The sequence below is a fragment of the Paenibacillus barengoltzii G22 genome, assembly GCF_000403375.2.
In the GTDB taxonomy this organism is placed as follows: domain Bacteria; phylum Bacillota; class Bacilli; order Paenibacillales; family Paenibacillaceae; genus Fontibacillus; species Fontibacillus barengoltzii.
Genome location: NZ_KE159653.1, coordinates 882,252 through 899,900, shown reverse-complemented (window position 1 = coordinate 899,900; position 17,649 = coordinate 882,252). Strand labels below are relative to the sequence as shown.

At 54.4% G+C, this 17,649-nt stretch carries 16 protein-coding genes; 6 read left to right on the top strand and 10 right to left on the bottom strand.

The features are described 5' to 3' along the window. Window positions 1-227: 227 nt before the first annotated feature. The 6 genes from rlmD to C812_RS12460 all read right to left on the bottom strand — a co-directional run bounded on the left by rlmD (window position 228) and on the right by C812_RS12460 (window position 5,806). On the bottom strand, window positions 228-1,679 hold the full coding sequence (gene rlmD / locus C812_RS12480; RefSeq protein ID WP_016313013.1) for a 23S rRNA (uracil(1939)-C(5))-methyltransferase RlmD: 1,452 nt from the start codon (window positions 1,677-1,679) through the stop codon (window positions 228-230). An 88-nt stretch (window positions 1,680-1,767) separates the two neighbouring features. Next, the gene (locus tag C812_RS12475) at window positions 1,768-1,977 is read right to left on the bottom strand and encodes a CLC_0170 family protein (protein ID WP_016313012.1); all 210 of its coding nucleotides are present in this window, start codon (window positions 1,975-1,977) and stop codon (window positions 1,768-1,770) included. A gap of 12 nt (window positions 1,978-1,989) precedes the next feature. After that, window positions 1,990-3,216: a Ger(x)C family spore germination protein gene (locus tag C812_RS12470; protein WP_016313011.1), complete on the bottom strand. Its 1,227-nt coding sequence runs from the start codon at window positions 3,214-3,216 to the stop codon at window positions 1,990-1,992. After that, entirely contained in the window at window positions 3,209-4,042 is an 834-nt protein-coding gene (locus C812_RS12465; protein ID WP_016313010.1) for a GerAB/ArcD/ProY family transporter, read from the bottom strand. Before C812_RS12465 ends, C812_RS12470 begins: the two co-directional genes overlap by 8 nt. A gap of 32 nt (window positions 4,043-4,074) precedes the next feature. Further along, complete coding sequence (locus C812_RS22570) at window positions 4,075-4,263, bottom strand: hypothetical protein (protein WP_167669320.1); 189 nt, start codon at window positions 4,261-4,263, stop codon at window positions 4,075-4,077. After that, window positions 4,253-5,806: a spore germination protein gene (locus C812_RS12460; protein ID WP_244268313.1), complete on the bottom strand. Its 1,554-nt coding sequence runs from the start codon at window positions 5,804-5,806 to the stop codon at window positions 4,253-4,255. Before C812_RS12460 ends, C812_RS22570 begins: the two co-directional genes overlap by 11 nt. Before the next feature lie 325 nt (window positions 5,807-6,131). On the opposite strand from C812_RS12460, the gene recQ reads away from it, so the two are divergent. The 6 genes from recQ (at window position 6,132) to C812_RS12430 (ending at window position 14,456) form a co-directional block, all read left to right on the top strand. Continuing rightward, the gene (gene recQ / locus C812_RS12455; RefSeq protein WP_028538515.1) at window positions 6,132-7,964 is read left to right on the top strand and encodes a DNA helicase RecQ; all 1,833 of its coding nucleotides are present in this window, start codon (window positions 6,132-6,134) and stop codon (window positions 7,962-7,964) included. 12 nt (window positions 7,965-7,976) lie between these two features. After that, window positions 7,977-9,788, top strand: a complete 1,812-nt coding sequence (locus C812_RS12450; protein WP_016313006.1) for a B12-binding domain-containing radical SAM protein — start codon at window positions 7,977-7,979, stop codon at window positions 9,786-9,788. Between the two features lie 16 nt (window positions 9,789-9,804). Further along, window positions 9,805-10,527 carry a response regulator transcription factor gene (locus tag C812_RS12445; protein WP_016313005.1) on the top strand — a complete coding sequence of 241 codons (723 nt, stop codon included), beginning with the start codon at window positions 9,805-9,807 and terminating at the stop codon, window positions 10,525-10,527. Then, window positions 10,524-11,534, top strand: a complete 1,011-nt coding sequence (locus C812_RS12440) for a sensor histidine kinase (protein ID WP_016313004.1) — start codon at window positions 10,524-10,526, stop codon at window positions 11,532-11,534. Before C812_RS12445 ends, C812_RS12440 begins: the two co-directional genes overlap by 4 nt. A 227-nt stretch (window positions 11,535-11,761) precedes the next feature. Further along, a complete protein-coding gene (locus C812_RS12435; RefSeq protein WP_016313003.1) occupies window positions 11,762-12,532 on the top strand; it encodes an ABC transporter ATP-binding protein in 771 nt (256 codons plus the stop codon). Then, window positions 12,507-14,456: an FtsX-like permease family protein gene (locus C812_RS12430; RefSeq protein WP_016313002.1), complete on the top strand. Its 1,950-nt coding sequence runs from the start codon at window positions 12,507-12,509 to the stop codon at window positions 14,454-14,456. The genes C812_RS12435 and C812_RS12430 overlap by 26 nt, the downstream gene beginning before the upstream one ends. Before the next feature lie 80 nt (window positions 14,457-14,536). Here C812_RS12430 and C812_RS12425 read toward each other — a convergent pair whose 3' ends face one another. From C812_RS12425 to mnmL, 4 genes are read right to left on the bottom strand one after another with little or no spacing between them, the layout of a single operon-like run. Beyond that, the gene (locus C812_RS12425; RefSeq protein ID WP_016313001.1) at window positions 14,537-15,484 is read right to left on the bottom strand and encodes an alpha/beta hydrolase; all 948 of its coding nucleotides are present in this window, start codon (window positions 15,482-15,484) and stop codon (window positions 14,537-14,539) included. A gap of 36 nt (window positions 15,485-15,520) precedes the next feature. Further along, window positions 15,521-15,919: a VOC family protein gene (locus C812_RS12420; protein ID WP_016313000.1), complete on the bottom strand. Its 399-nt coding sequence runs from the start codon at window positions 15,917-15,919 to the stop codon at window positions 15,521-15,523. A gap of 16 nt (window positions 15,920-15,935) precedes the next feature. Beyond that, window positions 15,936-16,532 carry a tRNA 5-(aminomethyl)-2-thiouridylate-methyltransferase MnmM gene (gene mnmM, locus C812_RS12415; RefSeq protein ID WP_016312999.1) on the bottom strand — a complete coding sequence of 199 codons (597 nt, stop codon included), beginning with the start codon at window positions 16,530-16,532 and terminating at the stop codon, window positions 15,936-15,938. A 6-nt stretch (window positions 16,533-16,538) separates the two neighbouring features. Beyond that, window positions 16,539-17,492 (bottom strand): tRNA modification radical SAM protein MnmL/YtqA, encoded by a 954-nt coding sequence (gene mnmL / locus C812_RS12410; RefSeq protein WP_016312998.1) that lies wholly within the window; start codon window positions 17,490-17,492, stop codon window positions 16,539-16,541. Between the last annotated feature and the right edge of the window lie 157 nt (window positions 17,493-17,649).

The window sequence follows — 17,649 nt, the reverse complement described above, 5'->3', positions numbered from 1 at the left end:
CCCAACGATTAAATTTTTTGAATTGGTTTGACGTAAATCATTCTCTAAGAAGGCAAAATATTATTAATTGAAGACTACAGTTAGGCTATTTACAGTAAGGTGGACAAAACGTGGACAATGTCCACGTAATAACGAAAAGCCGGGGACGAAAATCCCCGGCCTTACAGGTAGAGCTAAAAAGAGGAGCTGTTGCCCCTCTTTTTTCATTTTCAACAGTGCGACTCAAATCAGTCATCTTTCCTCACCAATAGTGAGCAACACTCCACATGGCTCGTCTGCGGAAACATATCCACCGGCTGCACCCATTCCAGCTTGTAACCGCCGTCCAGCAGCGCTTTGCAATCCTTCGCCAGGGTGGACGGATTGCAGGAGACGTAGACGAAGCGCTTCGGTTTCGTCTTCAGCACTGCTTCAAGGAAGCGGGGATCCAGCCCGGTGCGCGGCGGGTCCGCCACAATGACGTCCGGGGCGAACCCGGACTTGACCCAGCGAGGGAGCAGCTCCTCGGCGTATCCGGCGTAAAACTGAGCGTTATCCCGCCCGTTGCGGGCCGCATTGGCCTTGGCGTCCTCGACAGCTTCAGGGATCGATTCGATGCCGCGGACTTCCTTCGCGTAAGGCGCTAGCCACAAGCCAATCGTGCCGGTGCCGCAGTAGGCGTCAACGACAGTTTCTTTGCCCGTCAGGCCTGCAGCCGCCCGTACTGATTCATACAGCTTGACGGTTTGCAGCGGGTTCAGCTGGAAGAAGGCGCGGGGGGACAAGGTGAATTCCAGATCACCGAGGGATTCTTCGATCCCGTCCGCTCCCCACAAGATTTCCGTGCGGTTCCCAAACACCAGCGAGGTGTTCTTGGGGTTTACGTTCATCGCAATGCTGGTTAACTCGGGAATTTCCAGCCGCAGTTCTTTGATCAGCTCACGGCGATTTGGCAGTTTGTCGTTAGCCGTCACTAGAGTCACTTGAATTTGACCGGATTGAAACCCAACGCGGACGACAATGGTACGAACCAGCCCTTGATTGCTTTTTTCCTTATATACCGGAATGCCTAGACGCTGCAGCACGTTTCGGGTCTTGTCCACCACCTCGTTCACCTTCGGGTGTTGGATCGGGCAACCGGTAATATCAATCAGCTTATGGGAGTCGGCTGCATATAAGCCGGCGATCATTCCTTCTTGAGACATGCCTAATTGCAGCTGCGCCTTGTTGCGGTAGCCCCAAGGGTGGTCCATGCCCAGCATCGGCTTCACCCGTACATCCTCAAGACCGGTGTAACGCGCAAACGCTTCGCGAATGATCTCTTCTTTACCGGCTAACTGCCCCTCGTAGGACAGATGCTGGATTTGGCAGCCGCCGCAGATGCCAAACACCGGGCACGGCGCATCCACCCGATGCGGGGAACGCTTCTCGATCTTTCGTATCGAAGCAGTGATATATTTAGGTTCAACGCGGGTCACCTCTGCGTGAATGACCTCACCGGGAATACCGCCTTCGACGAACACGGCTTTCCGCCGGTAATAGCCGACGCCTTCACCGTTAATCCCCAGCCGCTTGATCGTCACGACGATCCGGTCGCCCGTCCGTACCTCATCGGCCTGTTCCCGCTTGGTGATGGGCGGCTTGGGCCGCGATTGCGTTTTGTTCCCTGGGCGGTTGCCCGCATAGTTGCGATCTTTCATGAATCCTGATTCTCCATCCTATTAGGTTTGTACTAGACTCAATATACCATGGGAATCCAAGGGATACCATGACCCGATATAACGAGGGCTACAGCAACTGCAATAGCAGAAACACCAAATAACCGGTAGCTGCCAGTGAAAGGTTGACCCATCCAAAGATTTTGGCGTATTTCTGTTCCTTTTGCTTTTGCTGAACTTTATAAACCGTCTGATCCACGAGCAGCAAGACGAGTCCGGAGAAGAGGGAGAGGGAAGCCGTATAAGAAAATACGCTAGTCATCACATGTAACTGATTCATCACAAACATCTCCTATTTCGACTTTAAGCCGGTTCGACGGATCGACACGCTGAGTTTTATGGAGATTGGGATGTTCGCATACATCTGTTCCCAATCGCTTTTTTGGTGAATGTGCTGTTTCCAGAAGCCGGGATGATGCGCCCTCACATATTCGCCAAATCCAAAAATGTCTGAGTGATCTTGTTGTGTCCGACGGCAGAAGTTATGCATCAGCTTCGTTGCACTCCGCTCTAAAGCGTCTTCAATTTTTTCGAGAGCAGCTTCCGAGTCAGCACCCTGGCCAGCATCGAAATGCTCATCAAGAACTCCTTCGAGGTGGAGATTCAGATATACATGGGGCTTTCCTTCTTCGATGCGGACATTCGTTTTGGCACGACGCTCCGTTATTTTAATCATGGTATAGCCAAGATCGGGAACTTCTAATAAGGCGGAATACCCCCCGGGATCCGTACCCTTAATCCCCATATAGACTCCGATATCCACCGCAGAGGTGACTCCGGCCAGGCGACCGTCGCTGAAGTAAGCCATGCCTTTCAACAAAATATGTTCCTTACCTTGAACGGCGATGTAAGGGAGAAACCCGTTCTGTCCCCAGTTCGATTCCTCGATCCAAAAGGTGCCTAAGTAATTGGCTGGAAATTTCCCCATGCCGATGGCTTTTTCAACCATGGCCTGAAGATACAAGGTAGGCACGCGTTCGAGCGGAGGGGCCACCTTCATCAACTCGGCGGCTTCTGTCTCGGAGACGAGCAGCCAAGTTCGCCGGCGAACCTCTGGATTTCGGCGGAGATAATCGTTTAGTTCGTCCAGACCTCCTCGGGCAATTTCCTTACTGATGACGATCACCCGTAAATGAATGAGATAACGAGGATCGGCAATTTCCTGCTGCATATTGTTTAAAGCTTCGTCCAGACTATGCCCGTACACTTGAACGATCCATACCGGGCTTTCTCCATCGCCGCCACCTCCCATACCGCCGGTGCCGGGGCCAAGGGGAACCCGACCGGGAACGGCAATTTGGGCCGTCACTCGAATCATCTTTTTAGGTAACGGTATGTTTTTCATATGGGTGACTTGCGGTTCCTTCTCCAAGGCATCTGGAGGTGCCTCATCGATAGCCAAGCCGAGCACGAGGGCGCGTTCTTCGACTTCCACCTGATCCCAGCAGCCTGTCAAATTAAGCGTTAGTACGAAGCAAAACAAAATCTGTATCCATCGCTTCCCTAGGGCGTTACCCATGAGAGTGCCCTCCCTTGCGTCGGATCACCGAAACGATCCATAGCAGCAAGGCGTAGCCTGTCAGGAACAAATAACTGGACTCATCGGCAATCCGAGAAAATCGATACAATTGAAATTGATCTTGAGGAAGCAAAGAGACCCCAAACAGGAATGGGATCAGTAACGTCGTCACGAGACGGTGGTCCTGGAACTTAAGCAGTTTGCTGAAGGTGATTGAAGTGATGTAGTAGGTGGAAAACATGGTCGTGTACACGTTAATCACCCACATGATAATGAAAAGCGCATCCATCCGCTCGATGACATCGTCGCCAACAGCGATCGAGCGCGCCATTTCCAGCGTAGGATATATCAGAAGAAGGGTTTCCCGAACTCCGTATATCCCAATCGTGGAAAGCACGAGCAACAGGTACAAACTGGCGCTGACCGCGATGCCAAGCATAACCGACTTCATGGCACGAGCCGGCTTCTCTGTAATTGGAAGCAGCATCGTGATGATGAAGGAGCCCAGGTACAGCGAAGCCGTAGATAGAATGGCGAGCGGCCAATTGGGAGCTTCATTCCCGAGCACGGGCAACCAATTTAAGAAATGGACCGATTTCATCGACATGAAGATGAGAAACAGGAAAGGGAAAATGACAAACGGCCAATAAAACAAATGAACATAGGCAAATTGAATGGAATTCCTCCGGCAGGATAAGGCGACAAGGATGAGCATCATCAGGATACTCATTTCGATCGGAGTTTTCCGGAAGACGACGGTGGACAACACTTCCCCAAACTGACGGAACAATAGCGCTGTTGTGATGAAGAAGCAGGCGAACACCATACAATTGGCAAAGAGGGCAGGAAGTTTTCCAATTACGGTCTGGCTGTAACCAGTAATGTCTGATCACTAAATCGCTGGCTAAGGCGGGTGAACACAAAAAGGCTGAAGGCGGCGCAGCAAGAGCCAACTACCGTCATCAGCGGCGCGGCATTATCGGCCGTCTGAGCGATCAATTGCGGAAAGCTTAAAACGTAAGGCCCAAAAATGGTACTACTGATCACAATGGCCAGCTGAATCGTGCTGAGTTTCTCTATTTTCTGCATCGGCTGTCTCCTCCGGTCGAAAAATCTTATTGAAATTGGCTTGGAACGTGTTGGCACCGCGCCGTGTGTCATCGATGGTGTACAGATAACTTGGGCGCTTACCCATCCACCACAAGGGAGCCCGAATGATCGTGTCCACAATCCCTGCGCGTTTCTTGGTCAGGATGGACTGCAGGTACGGAATGCCAAACGACTCCAGATACAATAAGTGATTTACGATAAAAATGCTCCCGATCATCACCCCGTACAATCCGAATAAGCCGGCTAACACGATCAGCGGAAAGCGGAGCATCCGCATCGCAATGGCTGCATTATAAGCCGGAGTGGCAAAGGAGCCAATCGTTGTCAGGGCGACGATAACCACCGTAATCGGGCTCGACAGGCCAGCGGATACAGCGGCTTGTCCGATGACCAGTACGCCAACAATCGACAGCGCCCCGCCAATCATTTGCGGCAACCGGATCGTGGCTTCCCTCAGCACCTCCATCGAAGACTCCATAATCAGCACCTCCAGCATGGCGGGGAAGGGGACTCCGGCGCGCCCCCCGGCGATCGCCACCGCAAAATCGGTAGGCATCAGCTCCGGGTTATAGGAGATGACAGATACATATAGCGATGGAAAGAATACGGAGAATATCAAGGCCATTAGCCGGACAAATCGCAACATGCTGGCGATCAGGAAGCGTTCGGAATAGTCGTCAATGGTTTGAAAAAACTGGTCAAACAGTGCCGGGACGATCAAAGCAAAGGAGGAGCCTTCCACCAGAATCGCTATTCGCCCTTCCAGCAAAGCGGCAGCGGTTTTATCTGCCCGTTCCGTGTTCTGAATCTGTGGAAACGGTGAGATCGGCTGGTCTTCAATGAACTGTTCGATGTACCCGGCGTCGATGATGCCGCCGATGTCAATTTTGGACAACCGCCGCATCACCTCGCTAACCAAGTCGGGATTGGCGATTCCGCTGATGTAGCAGACCGCGGTTTTCGATTTGGAGCGGGTACCTAGATCGGCGGTTTCTACAACCAAATCGGCCGTTTGCAGCCGGTAACGGATCAGCGACAGGTTCGTCTCCAACTGCTCAATAAACCCGTCCCGCGAGCCGCGGATGACCTGCTCGGTCTGAGGTTGTTCGATGGATCGCTTCTCAATACTCCGTGTATTGAAGGTCACCCCTTCGGCGTAACCGTCGATGAGCAGCACAGTATGTCCCTTCATCATCAGGTCCAGCAGGACGCTCCAATCGGAGCTTCGCTGACCGAAGTTCGCATGCACTCGCTCCCGGTACACCTGTTCAAACGGATCCAAAGGCTCTGGCGAATACTCTCCGTTCCCCGGCTTTAACTCATGGGAAAGGAAAGGAGACTGCATTGGGGCGACAATCCCCTCTTGAATCAACTTTTGATCCGTGATGGAGGAGAGGAAGAGCAGTGCCGCGTCTCGCTTGTCCAATGTCACCTGGCGAACAACCAGATCTGCGTAATGATTCATATGTTGATGAATCATGTTCAAGTTATTTTCCAGACTCGCCTCAAGTTGCCTTGGCTGGTTTCCTTCGAGGGAGGAACTGTTCGAGGAAGATGACGAAGATGATGAATGAATCTTTTTCATATACGCTTCGTATTTGGATTTCCACTCCATCATAACTGCCGCCTCCGGACGATTTTAGGATTATTAGAGAGTGTTGGTCTTTTTGGTAAAGTTTATGTAGCATTAGCGGCGGTTGCCCAATTGTTCAAACCCCGGTAAACTAAAAAAGTGCATAAAGCCGGTCTGTCCCGGAGTTCGGGAAGGCAACGGCCTGATGGGAAGTTAGGTGAAAACAAGCGAAATGAGCACGGAAGCACTTACGATGGAACATGCGCAGCAACTGCTGCAGAAATATTACGGATACCCCGATTTCCGCGAAGGCCAGCGGCGGATCGTCGAGAGTGTATTATCCGGCGCAGATACGCTGGGCATTATGCCGACAGGCGGTGGGAAATCGATCTGTTACCAGATCCCGGCTCTAATGCTGCCAGGTCTGACGCTGGTGGTGTCCCCGTTGATCTCGTTGATGAAGGACCAGGTGGATGCGCTCACCGCGATGGGCATCTCTGCTGCCTACATCAACAGCACGCTGTCGGGCAAGGAAGTCAACGACCGCATTCGGGCAGCACGCCGCGGCGAACTGAAATTGCTCTACGTGGCGCCGGAGCGGTTGGAGCTGGACTGGTTCCGTGAGGAAATGAGTGAGCTCGCCATCTCCTGCGTCGCCGTCGATGAAGCACACTGCGTGTCACAGTGGGGACACGACTTCCGGACGAGCTATCTGGCGGTCTCCCCGTTTGTGGAGTCGCTGCCGCAACGGCCGATCCTGGCAGCCTTTACCGCCACAGCAACGCCGGAGGTCATGGACGACATGGTCCGCTTGCTGCGTCTAGCGAATCCGGCGGTGTTCGTCACCGGCCTGGGCCGGGACAACCTGGCGATGTCGGTGCTGCGTGGGGAGAACAAGCGCGAATTCGTCCTGAATTACGCGACGACCCATGCGCATCAGCCCGGCATCGTCTACGCCGCCACTCGCAAGGAGGTCGACGACCTGTACGAGCGCCTGTGCCGTGCCGGCATCCCTGCCGGCCGCTACCATGCCGGCTTGTCCGACAAGGAGCGGGAGGAGAGCCAGGAGGCTTTTCTCTATGACGACATTCGCGTGATGGTCGCGACCAATGCCTTTGGGATGGGGATCGACAAATCGAATGTCCGTTATGTCATCCACTACAATATGCCGAAGAACATGGAGGCTTATGTTCAGGAAGCAGGCCGGGCTGGACGGGACGGCGAGCCCAGCGAATGCATTCTGCTGTTTAGCCCGCAGGACATTATGACGCAGAAATTCCTGATCGAGCAAAACCCGCAGGATGGGGAGCGCAAACGTAACGAATACCGCAAGCTGCAGCAGATGGTTGAATATTGCTACCAGACCAGCTGCTTGCGCTGGGCGATGCTGGATTATTTCGGCGAAGCTCATGACCGCACGCCTTGCGGCATTTGCAGCTCCTGCCGAGACGAACGGGAGCTCCTCGACATGACGCGGGATGCGCAAATCGTCTTCTCCTGCATCCATCGGATGCGGGAGCGGTTTGGCGTCTCGCTGGTCGCTTCGGTGCTTAAGGGCTCGCAGAACAAAAAGGTGCTGCAATACGGCTTTGACCAGTTGCCTACTTACGGTATGCTGCGGACTCGTACTGAGAAGGAAATTTCTGAACTGATCAATGTGTTTATAGCGGAAGGGTATTTAGCCTTGTCTGAAGGGCAATATCCGGTCGTAAGGCTGCAACCGCTGGCGGTTGAGGTGCTGAAGAGCCGCCATCAGGTGATGCTGCGTGCGCCGGAGCCTGCGAGTGCGGCCTCATCATCGTCCAGCTCGCGACGCCGGAAGTATGATGAGGGGCCGTCTGCTGTCAATGAGACGGTGTTTGAGCAACTGCGCTTGATCCGCCGCGATTTGGCCGAGAAGGAGCGGGTTCCTTCCTATATTATTTTCAACGATGCGACGCTGCGCGAGATGAGTGTGGTCTGTCCGACCAGCGAAGCGGATATGCTGAGAATCAAGGGCGTCGGCGAAGTGAAGTACCGTAAATACGGAAAGCCGTTTCTGGAGTTTTTTCAAAATATGGAGTAGGGTTGTGAGCATGTGAAAGTCATATTGGCAACGCTGAACGCAAAATTTATTCATACCTCGCTGGCGATCCGGCTGCTCAAAGCTTACAGCGGCAACAAGTTTGACATTGATCTGGCCGAATATACGATCAAGGACCCGGTGATGAACATCGTATCGGATCTGTTTAAGCGTAAGCCGGATGTCATCGGATTCTCTTGTTATATCTGGAATATCGAAGAGACGATTCGAGTGGTGGCCTTGCTGAAGAAAGTGCTGCCGGAAGTGAAGATTGTACTGGGCGGCCCCGAGGTCAGCTACGATACGAAATACTGGATGGAGCGGGTCCCGGAGGTGGATTTTATCGTCATGGGGGACGGAGAGGAAACGTTCCACCATTTGCTGCAGGAGCTGTCCGGGGAGCAGAAGTTCCACTTCGTGTTTGGCGCAGCTTACCGCAAAGGGGAAGAGGTTGTGCTAAATCCGCCTCGGCCAAAATCCGATCTGAACACGCTGCCGTCGCCGCATCGTTTTCCCGAGGATATTCCGAATCTCGGCAAACGGATCGTCTATTTCGAGACCAGCCGCGGTTGTCCGTTCAGCTGCCAGTTTTGCCTCTCAAGTATTGAGGTGGGCGTGCGGTATTACGATATCGAACGGGTGAAGTCTGACATTCTGTACCTGATCGAGAACGGCGCGAAGATCATTAAATTTCTGGACCGTACGTTTAACATTAACCGCAATTACGCGATGGAAATGTTCGAGTTTCTGATCAACAACCATCAAGGTTGTGTCTTCCAGTTCGAAATTACGGCGGACATCATGCGGCCGGAGGTCCTGGACTATTTGGCGGAGAACGCGCCGCCAGGAATCTTCCGCTTCGAGATTGGCGTGCAGTCCACAAACGATCCAACTAACGAACTGGTGAAACGCCGCCAGAACTTTACGAAGCTGACCCGGACCGTCACCAAAATCAAGGAAAGCGGCAAAATCGCCCAGCATCTGGATTTGATCGCCGGACTGCCGGAAGAGGATTATGCCACGTTCCGCAAAACGTTTAATGACGTGTTCGCGTTGCGCCCCGAGGAGCTGCAGCTTGGCTTCCTGAAGATGCTGCGCGGAACCGGGCTGCGGAACGACGCGGAGAAATACAACTACGTGTTCATGGATCATGCGCCTTATGAAATCCTGAGCAATAACGTGCTGCCGTTTGAGGATGTCATTCGGTTGAAGCGGCTGGAGGACGTGCTGGAGAAGTATTGGAATGCGCATCGCATGGATCACACCGTGGAGTATCTGGTGACTCACGAGTTCGATTCGCCGTTTGACTTCTTCCAGGAGTTTGGCGACTACTGGGAAGAGCAAGGGTGGCAGCGGATCGGCCATCAGCTGGAGGACCTGTTCACTCGGCTTCATGCGTTCCTTAGCGGCCGTACGTTGAAAGAGCCGGAGGTTGTGCTGGGGTTGATGAAGCTCGACTATCTGCTTGGACACAAATATAAGCCGCGGAAAATCTGGTGGGAAGACCGGGTAGACAAAGATCGGCGCAGCGCGTATTTCCGGATGCTCGCTGAGCAGCCGGCGGCCTTGTCGGAGCAATTTGCCGCATACGGCCTGGACGAACGCGAGCTGCAGAAGTATGCTTGCATCGAAGAGTTGCCGTTTGCACTCGGCGATGTACTGCAAGCCGAAGGCGTAGAAGCGACGGCAAGCCCGGCGGACGCAGGCGATGCGCCGCAAGGCACGCTGCTCGTTGTCCTGTACCAGCAGGAAGCGGACGAGCGTCCGGTGTTTTTTTACTCTAATTTAAGCGCTTGGTCCCCGGAGCATCGCACCTTGATCAAGTGAGGAGCTGACTTTAAGGATGTTTACGATCCTGATCGTCGAGGATGACGCCAAAATGGCTGGAATGCTGTCAGAGCATATCGAGAAGTATGGATACCGCGCGGTCGTGGTGGACGACTTCAACCGGGTGCTGGAGACGTTCCGGGAATACGCCCCCGATCTGGTGCTGCTGGACGTGAATTTGCCGAAGTTCGACGGCTTCTATTGGTGCCGGCAAATCCGCGGGATGTCCACCTGTCCGATCATCTTCCTCTCAGCGCGCGACAGCGGCATGGACCAGGTGATGGCGCTCGATAACGGCGCCGATGACTACATGACGAAGCCTTTTTCCTATGATGTGGTCATGGCGAAGATCCGCAGCCAACTGCGGCGGGCCTACGGCGATTATTCAGGCAAGCAGGAGGAGCGAACCGTAAGTGCGGCGGGGCTGGTGTTGTATCCAGAGCGGTTTACGGTGACGAACGGGGAGAAGTCCGTCTTGTTGACACAGAAGGAAGCGGTGCTGCTGGAAGCGCTCCTGCAAAAAGCCGGGCGGGTCGTCAGCCGGGAGAAGCTGCTAGATTTGATGTGGCAGGGACATCATTTCATCGACGATAATACGCTGAATGTGTATGTGACCCGCATCCGGAAGAAGCTGAAGGAGCTAGACCTGGAAGATGCGGTGGAGACCGTTCGCGGAGCAGGGTACCTGCTGCGAACGAACAGTCCTCCTGCCTTCGGCTTCGAGGAGGCCCCGAAATGAGGCTGTTCTGGAAAGAGCATGTGCCGCTGCTCCTGTTTCTCGTACCGCAAATCTTGTTGGTGCCTTTGTTGTATTGGCTGGCTGGCAACAGTCAGGCTGAGATTGCGGCGTACGCTTGTGTGCTGAGCTTTACGCTGCTGATCTCCTACTTGTTCTACCGGTATATCAGCAACCGCGAGCTCTATCGGCGAGTGACGGAGCCGCCCCGGACGCTGGAGGAGCTGCTGCAGCCGACGGGGGATACGCCGCTTGCCGAGGCTTTGGATGAGCTTCTCAAATCCGGGTACCGGCTGTACGAAGCGGAGCTTTATCGTTATGGCAAGCAACGTGAGCATCACGCTGCGTTTACGGGGCGCTGGGTGCATCAGATGAAGACCCCGATTTCAGTTATCCAGCTTACCTTGGAAAATGAACGCGAGAAAGAGACGATCCCGGAAGCGGTGCTCGACAGCATCCAGGAGGAGCTGGACCGGCTGCGCAAAGGGTTGGAGATGGCATTGTACACCTCCCGGCTGGAACAGTTCGAACATGATTTTCATGTCGTTCCGGTCTCGCTGCTCACCGTCGTGAACGAGGCAGTTGCGGATCACCGCAAGTTGTTCATTCGCAAGGCAGTTCATCCGGATATTCGGATCGATGAGGAGGTGGAAGTGTACTCCGATAAGAAGTGGCTGACGTTTGTGCTTGGCCAACTGATCACCAACGCTGTAAATTATTCCGCCGGGGTCGGGGACAAGGTGGAGCTAACTGCTTATCTTCGCGGCAAAAAAACGGTGCTGGAGGTCCGTGATTACGGCATCGGCATTCTTAAGGAGGATATTCGCCGCATCTTCGAGCCTTATTATACGGGGCAGCGCGGACGCCAGTACAGCGAATCAACCGGTATGGGCCTGTATCTGGTCCGTGAGGTCTGCAACCGCTTAGGGCATCAAGTGGAGTTGGAGTCCACGCCGGGACAAGGGACAACGGTAAGGTTGCTGTTTGAACAGCAACGGCCATTTGAATAAGCAGGGACTTTGCAGAGATCGGACCAGTTCGATCGGCGAGGTTGCTGCTTTTTTTGCTGACCGAACATAACCTTACAAACTTTTAAGATTCGTTTAAGTTCGATCGATGGCTGACTTTCCGGCGTTGGGATAGAGTATAACCATAAAGCAACAACCGAGCTGCGGCAAGGGCGTGAGGGATAACGCAGACGCTCACCGCTGGCTCAAGGAAAGGAGAAATTCAAACGATGGAAATGCTTAAGGTCCAAGGGCTGAGCAAGGTCTACCCGGGAAAAGTCGCAACGCGCGCGCTGCAGGACATCGAGCTTACGATCGAAAAGGGCGAATTCGTTGGCATTATGGGACCCTCCGGCAGCGGGAAAACCACGTTGCTTAATCTAGTTTCTACCATAGATACACCTAGTTCGGGGGAAGTATGGATTAACGGCAAAAATCCACACACGCTGAAACGTAAGGAGCTCGCCGCCTTCCGCCGCCGGGAGCTAGGGTTCGTGTTCCAGGATTTCAACCTGCTGGACACGCTCACCGTTGCGGAAAATATTGTACTTCCTTTAACACTGGACCATCGTCCGTTTCGGGAAATGGATCAGAAGCTGCAGGCCATCGCGGAGCGGCTCGGCATTACGGAAATTCTCGGTAAACGGACGTATGAAATCTCCGGCGGGCAACGGCAGCGAGCGGCGATCGCTCGCGCTATGATCGCTTCACCGTCCTTGCTGTTAGCCGATGAACCGACGGGTTCGCTGGATTCAAACGCATCCCGGAATGTCATGGAGCTGTTGGAGACGTTAAACCGCACCGAAGGGATGACCATGATGCTGGTCAGTCATGATCCGTTGGCCGCCAGCTATTGTGACCGGGTCGTATTTATCAAGGACGGCCGGCTGACAAACGAGATTCACCGGGGGGACAGCAGACAAGCCTTTTTTCAGAAGATCATCGACATGCTGTCGTATCTGGGAGGGAATGCGCATGAACTTTCTTCAATTCGCGTTTAACAACGTCCGACGGAACGCCCGGGCCTATTTCGCTTACTTTTTAAGCAGCGCCTTTATGGTGATGATCTTTTTTACCTACGCGATATTCATCTTCCATCCGGGGATTACGCAAAGCGAGATCGGACGGATGACCCGCATTGGAATGGAAGTGGCGGAGTATATCATTTTCGTGTTTTCGATCCTGTTTGTGCTGTTCTCCATCGGCAGCTTCTTGAAGGCGCGCAGTAAGGAGTTTGGTGTACTCTCGCTGCTTGGGGCGACCTCTGGTTCGATTAACCGGCTGATCTTTCTCGAAAATTTGATCATCGGTGCAGGAGCCATCGCGGCGGGGCTGGCGGGTGGATTGCTGCTGTCCAAGCTGTTCCTGCTGCTGAGCACGAAGGTGACTGGAATCGAGCGGCTTCCTTTCTACTGGCCCTGGAAGGCGATGGGGTTCACGACGGTCGCTTTCCTTCTGCTGTTTGTGGTATTGTCCATATTTACGCTGGTCTTTGTCCGGAAAAATCGGGTGGTCGAGCTGCTTGGCGGAAGCAGTAAACCGAAAACAGAACCGAGGGTGTCTTGGGTGCTGGCACTTCTTGGCGTGGCGTTGCTGGCTAGCGCCGTTATCCTCCTGAAAGGCGGCAACAGCCTCGACTTTATGAAAATGATGCTTGCGGCCGCAACCGGGATCTGGGGGACTTACTTTTTCTATACCCAGGTGACGGTAGCATTGATTCGATTGCTGAAACGAAGCCGTCGCTTGTTATGGCGCGGAACCCGGTTGCTCTGGATATCGGAAATGGCCTATAAAATCAAGGATAACGCGCGGATGCTGTTTATGGTCACCGTCGCGATCTCGCTGGCTTGTATGAGCGTAGGCGTCATTTTGGCGGCTAATGCCCAGAATGAGCGGGTTTATAAAGCAAATCCATTTGCCTTTACGTATGGCATCTATAATGAGGATTTCGTCAAGAAGGATTTGGCTTGGATCGATCAGCAGTTGTCCGAACGGGGGATCCGTTATGAGACGGTGGAACAAGAGTCTTTTTTTGGATACATCGGATCATCCGAAATGTATGTCAATGTCCTGCCGCGCTCGGATTATAACAAGGCTGCAGAGTTGCTTGGTACTCAAGGGTTGCCGAAGATTGGTCCGGGACAAGCGATCGCTTATGCGATGGAAGGATCGGCGACAGCGAACGCATTGAAGGGGGCGACCCTTCCGTTATCCCTCTCATTTCTGGAGCAGCCTCTGGAGCTGGAGTTGCTGCCTAACGAAGTTCCGTTGACGGGAATCAGCAGCAATATTTCCGTGGTCGTGTTATCCGATGCAGATTTTACGAAGCTGAAGAACGGTATGACGGAAAAGAAACAGAATCGGCTGTACCGAAACATGAAGATCTATATTCCGGATTGGCAGCGCAAAGGAGTTCCGCGTCTCCAAGATCCCGAAGTCGTCATCGGAAAGCAGCTGTTTCAAGGAATGATGGAGCGCCTGGATCAGGATGAGACGGGCAATTATATGAGCTCGCGGGGCAGGACGTTTGCGGAAGCTCGGGAGCAGCTCTCGATGCTGAGCTTTGTGGGCATCTTTATCGCCGCAATTTTCTCGATCTCCTCCGCCAGCTTCCTGTATTTCAAGCTCTACAGTGAGCTCAATCAAGATCGGCGCATGTACCATTCCTTATCGAAAATCGGGCTGAGCGACCGCGAAATGCGCTACTCTTCCAGCTTGCAGATCGCGCTGCTCTTCTTCATTCCGGTGGCGATCTCCGGAATTCAAACGATGGTGGTTCTGTCCCTGCTCGGAACCCGGTTCCTGCTGGGGAATGTCACCGTCCCGGTGCTGACCGCCTCTGGTGCTTTCTGGGCGGCGCAGCTGCTCTATTTCGCCGTGGTGCGTTCACGTTATGTCGTGCAGTTAAAGCGTGTGATGGTCTAAGTCCATTACGAAAAAGGCGAGCCTGCCAACCGGCCTCTTCTTCTCGAAGTGCCGATTCCGCAGGCTCGCTTCATTTATTACTAGGCATCCGCTGATACGGGCGGCATATGCCTTTCGATCCAGTTCAACAGTTCCGACATCACTTCGTCGCGGTTGATTTCGTTAAGCATCTCGTGGCGGCCTCCGGGATACAGCCGCACCTCAACATCCTCGAGGCCGAGCTGATGGTACAGTCCAACGAGGCGCCGGACGCCGGCGCCGTTGAGGCCAACGGGGTCGAGATCGCCGCCAAAGATATAAACCGGCTTATCCTTCGGGATCAAGCGCATTTTCTCCGGGCGGTGAATCTCCTGCAGCAGACCAAAGAAGCCGTAAAAGAAGCCGGCGCTGCACAAGAAACCGCAGTGCGGGTCGGCGATGTAATTATCCACCTCGGCCTCGTCCCGAGAGAGCCAGTCAAAGGGCGTCCGAGACGGAAGAAAGTTACGGTTAAAGCTCCCGAAGGTCACCGCGTTCATCAGCAGGCTGGGATGGCTCTCGCCTTGCAGCAGGCTTTGCAGGCGTGCGAGGCTTCGTCCCAAGCCCAGCAGTCCCCGGGGGCCATTTGTTCCTGAGAGAATAAATCCGGCGTACGGCTCCGGGGCCAGGTACATGACCTTCTGCGTCAGAAAGGAGCCCATGCTGTGGCCGAGCAGAAACAAGGGAAGATCGGGATGCTCCTGACGGATGATCTTCGTGAGCTGAATCATATCCTCGGCCATGCCGGTAAAGCCTTGTTTGCCAGGCCAGCCTAATTCCTCCGGACTGCCAGCCGTCCGCCCGTGTCCGCGATGATCGTTCGCGTAGACGATAAAGCCGTGGGCGGTCAGCAGCCGAGCCAGGCGCTCATAGCGCTTGGCCGTTTCCGCCATGCCGTGCGCGATTTGCAGCACCCCGCGCGGCGGGGCAGCGGTGTCCTTGGCGATCCAACGATACACGAAGACGCCGTGACTGGTGTCATTGTCGAACGTAAACGTATGCTCTTTCAAGCGCAGCCCCTCTTTCCACGGAAATATGAGAAGACCTTAAGCGAGAAACGCAGGCTGGAAAAATTCAATCCGTTCGCCATCAGGCCCGTTAAAGAAGAAGAATCGGCTGCCGTTGGGCAGACTTCGGATTTCCGGGTCGAGGCCGGATAAGCCTAATTCGGAGATCCGGGCGTATTCCTCCTCAATGTCACTGGCGGTAAAGGCGATATGATGCACTTTGCCCTCATTTGGCAACTCTTCTCCTTTAGGAAGATTAATTAACTCGACCTCAACGGATTCCTGACCCGGAAAGGTGAGGAAGGCCAGGCGCAGCGGATCCCCCACTTCACCGATCGTGGATAACAGCTTCATGCCGATCACCCGTTCATAAAATTCGATGGAATCCTCCAGCGCCGAGACGCGAATTCCGACATGCTCGATTTTGCGAATGCCCATACCGATGACCTCCAGTTTAAATGGAATTGGTTGATTTCTTCTCAATTGCAATCAAATACGGAGCAGCCGGCCTTTGTGGCTGCCGGTACAGGATCGCTTGCCCGGCAGAGGCGGGCAGTGCGGCCGCCCAGGCTTCCACCGCCGCCGCTTCGGCGTCGCCGCCGGGATGGCCGGGGTAGAGGACGGCCGTCAAAATCCCGCGCGGCCGCAGCAAGGCCAGCGCAGCCTCCAAGGCGGCCAGCGTGCTGTCCGGCTGCGTGATCAGCGCCGGGTCGGCGCCCTCGGCCGGCAAATAGCCGAGGTTGAACATCACGGCGCCGAGCCGCCCGTGCACGTCCGTTGGAAGCACGGCCGCCATGTCCGCGTGGCTCGCCTGGAGCAGGGTAACGTCGGCGAGGGTATCCGCCGACTCCTTGTCCAGCCGAGCCTGCGTGAGCGCCAGCGCCTGCGGCTGGATATCGAAGGCGAACACTCGCCCCTTCGGACCGCAGGCTTTGGCCAGGAACAGCGTATCCGCACCGGTCCCCGCTGTGGCATCGACGGCCGCGTCGCCGAGCCTCAGCCGTTCGCCGGCCAGTTTATGCGCGAAGCTTAATACGGAGAGGAAGCCCATACGCTCTCAACGTCCTCTCCAGTATTTGCCCTGCCAGGAATCGCGGCGCTTCAGCTCCGCGTCGATGGCATTAAGCACTTCCCATTTCTTAAGGCTCCACATCGGTCCGATCAGCAGGTCGCGCGGCGCGTCGCCGGTCAGACGATGTACGATCATTTCCGGCGGCAGAAATTCCAGCGTGTCCACGATCAGTTTGACGTATTCGTCCTGTTCCAGGAAACGCAGCAACCCTGCCTCGTACTGCTTCACCATCGGCGTCTTGCGCATCAGATGGAGCAGGTGGATCTTAATGCCTTGCACATCCATGTTGGCTACAGCTCGGCCGGTCTCCAGCATCATTTCATGCGTTTCCTGCGGCAGGCCGTAAATAATATGCGTGCACACCCGGATGCCGCGTGCGCGCAGCTTCTCTACCGCATCGAGGTAGCATTGCGTATCGTGCGCCCGGTTGATCAGCGTGGACGTCGACTCATGGATCGTCTGCAAGCCCATTTCAACCCAGAGGTAGGTACGCTCATTGAGCTCGGCTAAATAATCCACGACATCGTCTGGCAGGCAATCCGGTCTCGTGGCGATAGATAACCCGACGACGCCCGGCTGCTCCAGGATCGCCTCGTAATATTCACGAAGCACCTCCACCGGCGCATAAGTATTCGTATAAGCCTGAAAATATCCAATATATTTCGCATGCGGCCACTTCAGATGCTGCCGGTCGCGGATCGTGGCAAATTGCGTTACCAGATCGTCCCGGCGGCTTCCGGCAAAATCGCCCGATCCCCGGGCGCTGCAGAACGTGCAACCGCCCTTGGCAATCGTGCCATCGCGGTTGGGGCAAGTGAATCCGGCATCCAGCATCACTTTAAAAACCTTGTCCCCAAACTCTTGGCGCATCTCGAAATTCCAGGTATGAAATCTTTTGTCTCCCCACACAGCAGGGGTGTCCGTCATCAGTGTACTCATTGCGGCTCCTTCATTTTGTCACAAAAAATTTTTCTGCATAATTATACAACGGCGAAAGCCCCGTCCGTACGCCGGTTCCACTGGATTTATTGTATCAAATTTCACGCGAAAAGGGGAATGCTGCTTGCCTGTTTCCTTGCGGCAGTGTAGTGAAATA